The organism is Streptomyces triticirhizae (assembly GCF_003696235.1).
Classification (GTDB): Bacteria; Actinomycetota; Actinomycetes; order Streptomycetales; family Streptomycetaceae; genus Streptomyces; species Streptomyces triticirhizae.
Window position 1 is genome coordinate 1 of the sequence record NZ_RFFJ01000219.1, and the last position, 9279, is coordinate 9279.

General features: G+C 74.7%; 12 protein-coding genes. 6 read left to right on the top strand and 6 right to left on the bottom strand.

Annotation, left to right across the window (positions count from 1 at the left end; translation table 11 throughout):
- Position 1: 1 nt before the first annotated feature.
- Complete coding sequence (locus tag EBN88_RS25850; RefSeq protein WP_158621531.1) at positions 2–2074, bottom strand: choice-of-anchor M domain-containing protein; 2073 nt, start codon at positions 2072–2074, stop codon at positions 2–4.
- 127 nt (positions 2075–2201) lie between these two features.
- On the opposite strand from EBN88_RS25850, the gene EBN88_RS25855 reads away from it, so the two are divergent.
- The 4 genes from EBN88_RS25855 to EBN88_RS25870 all read left to right on the top strand — a co-directional run bounded on the left by EBN88_RS25855 (position 2202) and on the right by EBN88_RS25870 (position 6052).
- Positions 2202–2999 (top strand): TauD/TfdA family dioxygenase, encoded by a 798-nt coding sequence (locus EBN88_RS25855; RefSeq protein WP_122399471.1) that lies wholly within the window; start codon positions 2202–2204, stop codon positions 2997–2999.
- 62 nt (positions 3000–3061) lie between these two features.
- A complete protein-coding gene (locus EBN88_RS25860; protein WP_122399472.1) occupies positions 3062–4174 on the top strand; it encodes a FecCD family ABC transporter permease in 1113 nt (370 codons plus the stop codon).
- A gap of 70 nt (positions 4175–4244) precedes the next feature.
- The gene (locus tag EBN88_RS25865; protein ID WP_122399473.1) at positions 4245–5060 is read left to right on the top strand and encodes an ABC transporter ATP-binding protein; all 816 of its coding nucleotides are present in this window, start codon (positions 4245–4247) and stop codon (positions 5058–5060) included.
- Positions 5057–6052, top strand: coding sequence for an ABC transporter substrate-binding protein (locus EBN88_RS25870; protein WP_122399474.1), 996 nt, complete (start codon positions 5057–5059; stop codon positions 6050–6052). Before EBN88_RS25865 ends, EBN88_RS25870 begins: the two co-directional genes overlap by 4 nt.
- 91 nt (positions 6053–6143) lie before the next feature.
- On the opposite strand, the gene rpsR is transcribed toward EBN88_RS25870, so the two are convergent.
- The 4 genes from rpsR to rpmF form a co-directional block, all read right to left on the bottom strand.
- On the bottom strand, positions 6144–6395 hold the full coding sequence (rpsR, locus tag EBN88_RS25875) for a 30S ribosomal protein S18 (protein WP_122399480.1): 252 nt from the start codon (positions 6393–6395) through the stop codon (positions 6144–6146).
- Between the two features lie 5 nt (positions 6396–6400).
- The gene (rpsN, locus tag EBN88_RS25880; RefSeq protein WP_122399475.1) at positions 6401–6706 is read right to left on the bottom strand and encodes a 30S ribosomal protein S14; all 306 of its coding nucleotides are present in this window, start codon (positions 6704–6706) and stop codon (positions 6401–6403) included.
- A 26-nt stretch (positions 6707–6732) separates the two neighbouring features.
- The gene (rpmB, locus tag EBN88_RS25885) at positions 6733–6969 is read right to left on the bottom strand and encodes a 50S ribosomal protein L28 (RefSeq protein ID WP_122399476.1); all 237 of its coding nucleotides are present in this window, start codon (positions 6967–6969) and stop codon (positions 6733–6735) included.
- 69 nt (positions 6970–7038) lie between these two features.
- Positions 7039–7209, bottom strand: a complete 171-nt coding sequence (gene rpmF, locus EBN88_RS25890) for a 50S ribosomal protein L32 (protein WP_122399477.1) — start codon at positions 7207–7209, stop codon at positions 7039–7041.
- An 88-nt stretch (positions 7210–7297) separates the two neighbouring features.
- On the opposite strand from rpmF, the gene rpmG reads away from it, so the two are divergent.
- Positions 7298–7462 carry a 50S ribosomal protein L33 gene (gene rpmG / locus EBN88_RS25895; protein WP_122399478.1) on the top strand — a complete coding sequence of 55 codons (165 nt, stop codon included), beginning with the start codon at positions 7298–7300 and terminating at the stop codon, positions 7460–7462.
- The gene (locus tag EBN88_RS25900; protein WP_122399479.1) at positions 7459–8313 is read left to right on the top strand and encodes a class I SAM-dependent methyltransferase; all 855 of its coding nucleotides are present in this window, start codon (positions 7459–7461) and stop codon (positions 8311–8313) included. Before rpmG ends, EBN88_RS25900 begins: the two co-directional genes overlap by 4 nt.
- Positions 8314–8333: 20 nt before the next feature.
- On the opposite strand, the gene EBN88_RS25905 is transcribed toward EBN88_RS25900, so the two are convergent.
- Positions 8334–9279 (bottom strand): DUF5914 domain-containing protein (locus EBN88_RS25905; protein ID WP_147472848.1); only part of this gene is annotated, 946 nt, incomplete at its 5' end.

The following is a 9279-nucleotide window of genomic DNA, read 5'->3' on the forward strand; positions in this document are numbered from 1 at the left end:
CTCAGGCGCGGGCCGCCAGGCGGCGCCGGGCGATCAGCAGCGCGGTGGCCCCTCCGGCCAGCAGGGCCGCGCCGGCCCCGCCCACCAGCAGCGGGGGAACGCCGCCGCCCGTGCTGGCCAACCGGCCGTCGCGGCCGCCGAGTTGGCCGTCGGGCAGCGCGCACTCCTCGCCGTCGGCGGTCCGGCCCACGGTCACCGTCTCGGTGCTGGTCCCGCCCCGCGCGGCGAGGCCGTCGGGCGCGTCCCCGACCGCGAAGGTGTAGGTCGCGGCGTCGCTGGTCAGCGACTCACCGGTCTCGGGGTCGGTGGCGGTGGCCTCGGCGGTGAGGGTGTAGGTGCCGGGCTCGGTGAACGTCCACTGGGCGTGGGTGTGCGCCGGGGTCGCCTCGCGGATCGTGCCGGGCAGGTCGAGGTCGCCACCCTCCAGGATCGGAACGGCCCCGCCGAAGGTGTTGGTCGTGTAGAGGAAGACCTCGCCGGGTCCTTCGACCGAGGTGATGTCGATCTCCACGTCGGTGTGGTCGCCGCCGGCCACCCCGTTGGTGTCCCAGCCGGGCCAGATGAGGTTCGGGTCCTGGGTCAGCGGCAGCAGATAGCCGGCGGGCGCGCCCGGGTAGCCCTCGGGGATCTCCTCGGTGAACGCCTCGGGCTTGACGTGCAGCACCACGTCCTCGGGCGCGTGGGCGACATGGCTGCCCGTCACGTCCTCCTTGAGGTTGAGGACCAGGTCCCCGCCCTCGGTCAGCACGTTGAACGCGTCGATGTGCCCGTGGTCGAGCACCAGCGCCTCGCCCCGCTCGGCGGGCACCTCGCGCTCCTCCTCCACGGGGAAGCACCGCGGCTCCCCGTCACCACCGCCCCCGGTCGAGGAGCCGCCACTCGTCCCGCCGTCCGCGGCGGACCCGCCGGCGTCGCCGCCGGAGTCCCCTCCGGTCGAGGAGGCCGCGCCGCCGTCGTCGCCCGAACCGCCGTCGCCGCCCGAGGCGTTGCCGCCCGAGCCGCCCGTGTCGCCGCCGGCCGCGCCGCCCGCGTCGTCCCCGGTCCCGCCGGAGTCCTCGCCGCCCCCGTGGTCGTCGATGCGCACGGTCACCGGCTCGGAGGCCGCGACCACCTCGTGGTCCTCGCCCAGCAGCTCGGCCCGCAGCTGCTGCCCGTCGACCTCGGCCGTGCCCGAGTACCGCGCGCCGTCGCCGCCCTCGGCGGCCTCCCACGCCGCGTCGGCGGAGTCCCGGGTGTACCAGTGGTAGTGGTCCAGCTCGGTCGGGGCGTTCGGCACGGCCGTCAACTCCACGGCGTCGCCGGTGTGGTAGTGGTCCGCCAGCCCCTCGATGGACAGGGCGGTCGGCTCAGGGTCGGGCTCCTGACGCTCGCCCACCGCGAAGGTGTAGGTCGCGGCGTCGCTGGTCAGCGACCGGCCGCTGTCGGGGTTGGTGGCGGTGGCCTCGGCGGTGAGGGTGTAGGTGCCGGGCTCGGTGAACGTCCACTGCGCGTGGGTGTGCGAGGGGGTCTCCTCCCGCAGCGTGCCCGGGAGTTGGTGGCCGCCGTCCTCCAACAGCGAGGTCACCGTGCCGAAGCCGGTCAGCGTGTAGAGGAAGACCTCGCCGGGCCCCTCGACCGAGGTGATGTCGATCTCCACGTCGGTGTAGCCGCTGCCGGCGGTGCCGTTGGTGTCCCAGCCGGGCCAGATGAGGTTCGGGTCCTGGGTCAGCGGCAGCACATAGCCGGCCGGGGCGCCGGGGTACGCCTCGGGGATGTCGGCGACCCAGGCGTCCTGCCTCACGTGCAGCAGCACGTCCTCGGGCGCGTGCCGGACATGCGAGCCGGTGACGTCCTCGGCGAGGTCGAGGACCAACGTGCCCTCCTCCACGGCGACATGGAACGCGTCGATGTGGCCGTGGTCGAGAACGAGCGGATCGGCGGCCTGTGCGCTGCCGGTGGCGCCCGCCGCCAGCAGGGCGGCGGCCATCAGGCCCGCCACGGCGTGCCGCCGTCTCGGGCGTATGCGGGTGGTCATGTCGGTGTCGTGCTCCTTCTCCGGATAACTCCTGCGGTCCGCGATGCGTGCGGGTTTCACGCTACAAAACGAAAATCGTTTCCACGGAGCATACCCGGTATCGGGAACCATTTTCATCTAGGATGCGCGGCGAGGACGCCCGGCCGCCGAGCGCCGGGCGCCCCCGACGCGAAAGGAGCCCGCCCCCATGCCCGTTGACCACGCCCCGGCCGCCGACACCCGCGCCGCCCCCGACCGCGCCTGCGGCGTCCGCCCGGAGCGCGTTCCCCTCGCGCGCCCCGCCGACGCGGCGCACGCGCTCGCCCGGGACGGCGCCGTGCTGCTCACCGGTGCGGAGGCGACGGCCGACGCGCTGGTGGTCGCTGCGGCGACCGTGCTCGGGGCGCGGCTGCGGGAGCTGTACCCGCTGCGCGAACGGACCTCGCGGGACGGCGGCCCGGTCCGGCTGCACGCCGACAGCCTGGATCTCGTCGTGGACATCGGCGGGGTGCCCACCCGCCGGCGCCACCCCGACGAGGACCATGTGCTGGTCCAGTGCCTCGCGCCCGCGCCGTCCGGCGGCGCCTCGTTCGTGCTGGACGCCTGTCGCTTTGTCGACCAACTGGCCGCCGAGGACCCGGCGTTGCACACGTTCCTGACCGGCGTGGACGTGGACCTCTACGGCGGCTGGGCCGGGCTGCGCGGGCTGCCGGCCCGCCCGCGCGTCGCCCGCCATGTGGAGTTCACCCGGAGCGGGCGCCGGGTGGTGCGCCGCACCGAGGGCGCCGTGCCGCTGCACCGCGACCCCGACGCCGAGCGCGTCCGCGCGTGGCTGGCCCGCCTGGAGGCCCGGGTCCTGGCGGCCGAGGAGCGGCTGCCGCGCTTCACGCCCGCCGCCGGCGAGATCCTGCTGCTGGACAACTACCGCTGCTGGCACGGCCGTGACCCGCACGCCGGCGAACGGAGCGTCCGCATCCTCACGTTGCGCACCACGGACGCCCGCTGACCTCGGGCGGCTCACTCCGGCTCAGTTGAAAATGATTACCAGTATGTCTATCGTTCCTCGGCATGGTCTCACCTCCCGCTCGCCTCCCCCTGGCGGCCGGCCCCGCGCCGGAGCCGGCGGAGGCCGTCCCCGAGCCGCCCGCCGGCCGGGGCTCCGTTCTCCCGGTCGCCGGGCTGGCGGTGCTGCTCGCGGCCTCGGCCCTGCTCGCCATCGGCTGGGGCTCGGCCGTCATCTCCCCGGCGGACACCGCCCGTTACCTGTGGGCGGCGGTCAGCGGCGGCACCATCGCGGCCGACGAGGTGACCCGCTACCAGATCGTCTGGCAGGTGCGCACCCCGCGCGTGCTGCTGGCCGTGGTCGTCGGCGCCGGGCTCAGCGCGATCGGGGTGGCCGTGCAGGCGCTGGTCCGCAACGCGCTGGCCGATCCGTTCGTCCTGGGCATCTCCTCCGGCGCCTCGGTCGGCGCGGTGGCGGTGCTGACCGTCGGCCTCCTCGGCTCGTTGGGGATCTACGCGCTCTCCGCCGGCGCCTTCGCCGGCGCGCTGGCCGCCTCGGCGCTCGTCTACCTCGCCTCCTACAGCCGCGCCGGGCTCACCCCGCTGCGGCTGGTGCTCACCGGGATCGCGCTGGCCTACGGCTTCCAGGCGCTGATGAGCGTGCTGGTCTATCTGGCGCCCGACGGCGAGGCCACCCACACCGTGCTGTTCTGGACGATGGGCGGCCTCGGCGCCGCCACGTGGGGCACGCTGCCGGCCGTGGCGGCCACCGTGCTGCTCGGCGTCGTCGTGCTGCACCGCGCCAGCCGGTCGTTGGACGTGCTGGCGCTCGGCGACGAGACCGCCGCCAGCCTCGGCGTCGACACCACCGCGCTGCGCCGCCGGCTCTTCGCGCTGACCTCGCTGATGACCGGGGCGATCGTCGCGGTCAGCGGCGCCATCGGCTTCGTCGGGCTGATCGTTCCCCATCTGACGCGGATCGTGGTCGGCGCCCGCCATGTCCGGGTGCTGCTGGTCGCGCCGCTGCTCGGCGCCGTGTTCATGGTCTGGGCCGACCTGTTGGCCCGCACCCTCGCCGCACCCCGCGAGCTGCCGCTCGGCGTGATCACGGCGCTGGTCGGGGTGCCCGTCTTCATCACCCTGATGCGGCGGCGGGGCTACCTCTTCGGGGGCCGTTGAGATGGCGCCCCCCGAAGCGGAACGCCCGGAACGCCCGGAACGTCCGGAACGCCCGGAAGGGGCCCGGGAGATGCTCAGGCTCGACGCGCTCTCCGTCGAGGTCGGCGACGCGACGCTGGTGCGGGCGCTGTCCCTCGCGGTGGGGGCCGGGGAGGTCGTGGGCCTGGTCGGGCCCAACGGCAGCGGCAAGTCCACCGCCCTGCGCTGCGTCTACCGCGCGCTGCGCCCCACCGGCGGCACCGTCTGGCTGGGCGAACGCGAGCTGTCCACGCTGTCGTTGCGGGAGAGCGCGCGCGGCGTCGCCGCGCTGACCCAGGAGAGCGGGACGGAGATGGACTTCACCGTCGAGGAGGTCGTCGCCCTCGGCCGCACCCCGCACCTGCGCGGCAACCAGACGCTCGGCGCGCGGGAACGGGCGCTGTGCCGGGACGCCATGCGCCGCCTGGACGTCGCGCACCTGGCCGACCGCGGCGTGCTCACCCTCTCCGGCGGGGAACGGCAACGGGTGCTCGCCGCGCGGGCGTTGGTCCAGGAGGCCGGGCTGCTGGTGCTGGACGAGCCGACCAACCACCTCGACATCCGCCACCAGGTGGCGCTGCTGCGCCTGCTGCGCGACCCCGAACTGACCGTGCTGGTCGTGCTGCACGACCTGAACCTGGCCGCCGCCGTCTGCGACCGGATCGCCGTGCTGGACGCCGGCGCCCTGGTGGCGGTCGGCCCGCCGGCCGAGGTGCTCACCGCCGAACTGGTCGAGCGGGTCTTCGGAGTGGCCGCCACCGTCGTGCCCCACCCGCTCACCGGGGACCCGCAGCTGCTCTACACCCTGCCGCCCGAGTCCCCAGGGCCCCCGAGGCCCACCCACCGAACACGAGGAACCCGCCCATGAACGCACGCCGTTGCCGCACCGCCCTCGCCCCGACCGTGGCCGCCACGCTGCTGCTCGCCGGCTGTGGCGCCGAGGTCGCCGACGACTCCGGCGGCGACGCGGAGACCACCACCGTGGCGCGCTGCGGGGAGGAGGTGGAGTACCGCAGGCCCGAGCGGGCCGTGGTCTACGAGGCGGGCAGCGCGGACAAGCTGTTCGTCTTGGGGCTGACCGACGCGGTGCACGGCTATGTGATGCCGCCCGCCAACCCGCCGGTCGAGGAGTCGCCCTGGGCCGAGGAGTACGCGCGGGTCGAGATGCTCAGCGACGACCTGCTCAACCGGGAGCTGGTCGTCGACGAACGGGCCGACCTCGTCGTCGCGGGCTGGCAGTCGGGCTTCAGCGACGAGCGCGGCATCACCCCGGAGATCCTGGACGACCTGGGCATCCAGAGCTTCCTGCACAGCGAGACCTGCTACAACTACCCCGGACACCCCTTCCGCGTCACCCCGTTCGACGGCCTCTACACCGACCTGGAGCGGCTGGGCGAGATCTTCGGCGTGGAGGACCGCGCGGCCGAGGTGGTCGCCGGGCTGCGGGAACGGGTCGAGGCGGTGCGGGAGAGCGCGCCCGAGGGCCGGCCGCCGCGCGTCTTCCTCTACGACTCGGGCACCGAGCAGCCGTTCACCTCGGGCAACCAGGCGCCGCCCAACGAGATCATCGAGATCGCCGGCGGGCGCAACATCTTCGCCGACCTCACCGAGCGCTGGACCTCGGTCGGCTGGGAGCCGGTCATCGAGGCCGACCCCGAGGTGATCGTCATCCTCGACTACGGCGACCAGCCGGCCGAGGAGAAGATCGACTTCCTCACCTCCTCGCCGGCCCTGGCCGAGGTGACGGCGGTCCGCGAGCGGAACTTCCACATCCTCGACTACAACGAGGCCATCTCGGGCCCGCGCATCGTGGACGGCGCCGAGCACTTCGGCGCGTATCTGCGCGAACTGCGGCGCTGAGCCGCCGCGCCGGCCCCTCGCGTCAACGGCCCGGCGCCCCCGACGAGTTCGGGGCGCCGGGCCGTCGGCGTTAGCGGGCCTGAGCGGGGCCTCAGCGGGGCGTCCGCGGGGTGGTCGGGTAGGGGAGCAACGCCATCTCGCGGGCGTTCCTGATCGCCCTGGCCATCTCCCGCTGCTGCTGGACGGTCAGCCGGGTGACCCGGCGGCTGCGGATCTTCCCCCGGTCGGAGATGAACCTCCGCAGCAGGTCGACGTCCTTGTAGTCGATGTGCGTGATGCCCGCCGCGACCAGCGGGTTGGGGCGGGGCGGGCGGTCCCCGCCCCTGCGGGGGTGTCGGGGCACGGCGCTCACCAGCTCGACTTGGTGACGCCGGGCAGCTCCCCGGCGTGCGCCATCCGGCGCAGGTTGATCCGGGACAGCCCGAAGGCGCGCAGATGGCCGCGCGGGCGGCCGTCCACGCTGTCCCGGTTGCGCACCCGGGCCGCGCTGGCGTCACGCGGCTGCCGCCGCAGCTCCCGCTGCGCGGCCTCCCGTTGCTCCGGGGTGCTGAGCGGGCTGCGGATGGTCTCCTTCAGCTCCGCGCGCCGGGCGGCATAGCGCGCGACGATCTCCCTGCGCTGCTCGTTCTTGGCGATCTTGCTGGCCTTGGCCACGGTGGTTCGTCCTTCTCGGATGGTCGTCAGATCTTCTCGCCACGGGCCCGGATGCGGGCGACCGCCCGCTCGATGCCGATGGCGTCCACGGTCCTGATGCCCTTGGCGCTGAGGGTGAGCCGGACGAACCGGTTCTCGCTGGGCAGCCAGTACCGCTTGTGCTGGATGTTGGGGTTGAACCGGCGCCTGGTGCGCCGGTGGGAGTGGGAGATGCGGTTGCCGAACGCCGGGCTGCGGCCGGTGAGTTGGCAGTGGGCGGACATGGCCGCTCCTTTCCCTGGGGTTTCTTGGGGCGTTGGGGGTGTCCTGGGGCGCGACGGGGGCGTCGCGGGTCAGTCCTTCGGCGTCAACAGGCCGCGCTGGTAGGCGCGGACCAGGTTGCGGGGCACCAGATGGCGGCGGCCGTCGACGGTGATCGGCACCAGGTCGGGGGTGCTCGCCTTCCAACGGGCGCGGCGGTGGCGGGTGTTGCTGCGCGAGAGCTTGCGCTTGGGCACGGCCAACGGGCTCGTCTCCTTCGTGGGCACGCGGGGCCACGGGAGACAGCCACCGCTTATTGAACATGGTTCCCGTTTGCGTATAGTAGCGCGCATGGCTCGCGACGACATCCGCCCGGTGATCAGACTCCGCTCCACGGCGGGCACCGGCTACACCTATGTGACCCGCAAGAACCGCAGGAACGACCCCGACCGCCTCGAACTGCGCAAGTACGATCCGGTGGTCCGCCGGCACGTGCTGTTCCGGGAGGAGCGGTGACCGCCCCCGAACGACCCGGGCACAGCCCGGGCGTCCGCCCCCGCCTCGGCGTCGTCCAGGAGACCCTGCTGATACCGCTCTACGGACGGGCCGTCGAACACGCCGGGCCCGACCCCGCGCTCACCGACCCCCGCGCCGTCGAGCTGGTCGAGGCGATCGACCACGACTTCGCCCGCTTCGACGGACTGCCCAGCCTCACCGGGGCCGTGCTGCGCACCCTGCTCTTCGACCACTGGACCCGGGACTTCCTGGACCGCCACCCGACGGGCACCGTGGTGGAGGTCGGCACCGGCCTCAACACCCGCTTCGAGCGCACCGACAACGGCCGGGCCCGCTGGTTCGACCTGGACCTCCCCGACGTCATCGCCCTGCGCCGCGCGTTCTTCGCCGACACCCCACGCCGCACCACGCTCGCCGCCTCCGTCACCGAGGACGGCTGGCTCGCCGAGATCGCCCACCACGCGGGCGGGCCGCACCTGTTCACCGCCGAGGCGGTGCTCCCGTTCCTCGACGAGGCCCAGGTGCGCGACCTGCTGCGGCGCCTCTCCGGACGGCTGCCCGGCGCCCTGCTCGCCCTGGACACCAACACCCCGGGCCTGGTCGCCGCCCAGGACGAGCACGACGCGCTGAGCCGGGTCGAGGCCAGGCTGCGCTGGGGCTGCGCCGACATCGAGGTCGTCACGGACTGGGTGCCAGGCAGCCGCGTCCTGGCCTCCCACACCCTGACCTCGCTGCCGCAGCCGGTCCACGACGCGCTGCCAGCCCGGCACCGCGCGATGCTGGCCGACCTGGCGCGCCGCCGGCTGCCGGCCGTCGAGGAGTACCGGATGCACCTCGTCCAACTGCCCTGAGTGGCACGGGGGTTGGCGGCTCAGCCCGGCCAGCGGCCCGTGGCGCGCAGCCACCAGCGGCGCTCCGCGTAGGCGAGGTCGTCCCGCCACAGGCGGGCCGCCGTCGCGCGCAGCGCCGGGCGCAGCAGTGGCGCGCAGGCGCGGGCCAGGGCGAAGCCCGGGCGGCGCGAGGTCGCCACCACCGCCTCGACCACGGCGGTGCGGGGCCGGCCACCCGCGTCGGGCCCCAGCGGGGTGGCGTGCGTCTCCACCACCGAGCCGACGCCCTCGCCCGCCACGATCCGCATCACCACGGTGCGCGGCCCGGGCGCGCTGAACTCCGCCCGCACCGGTACCACCAGCCGCCCCGCCACCCGGAACGAGACCTCCACCAGCAGCCGTTCCTCGTCGCCCGCCGAACCGTCGTCGGGCGGCGGCAGCACCCGCAGGTCGACAAAGGAATAGGGATGCAGCCAGGCGCCATGCCAGGGATCGAGCCGGTTGGCCACCACGTCCTCCGGCTCGCAGCGGCCGAGACCGGTGTAGACGGCCGTCAACGCGCCCTCGCGCGGCGGGCGTCGGGGCACCGGCGGCGCCGGCAGCGGCGGCTCCCCGCCCAGCGCGTCCAGCCGCACCCACAGCAGCGTCCCGTCGTCCACCACCGGCAGCGGCACCCAGCCGGCGAACGGCGTCCCGTCCAACGCCAGCCCGTGCCAGGGACACACCACCGCGCCCGCGCACACCGGCGCCCCCGCCAGCGGGGCGCCCAGGTGCGGGCACGCGCCGGGCCCCGCGTGCGGGCGCCCCTCAGCGTCGCGCCACAGCACCACCTCCACGCCGCCCACCACGCGCCCCAGCGCGCGTCCGCGCCCGAGCGTCGAACTCGCGCCCACCACATACCAGTTGCCCCAGGGCCGCGACTGCGCCCGCTTGACCGCCTCGGCGATCCGCGCCGGCGCCGCCGCCCGCCAGGTCGGCTCCTGCTCC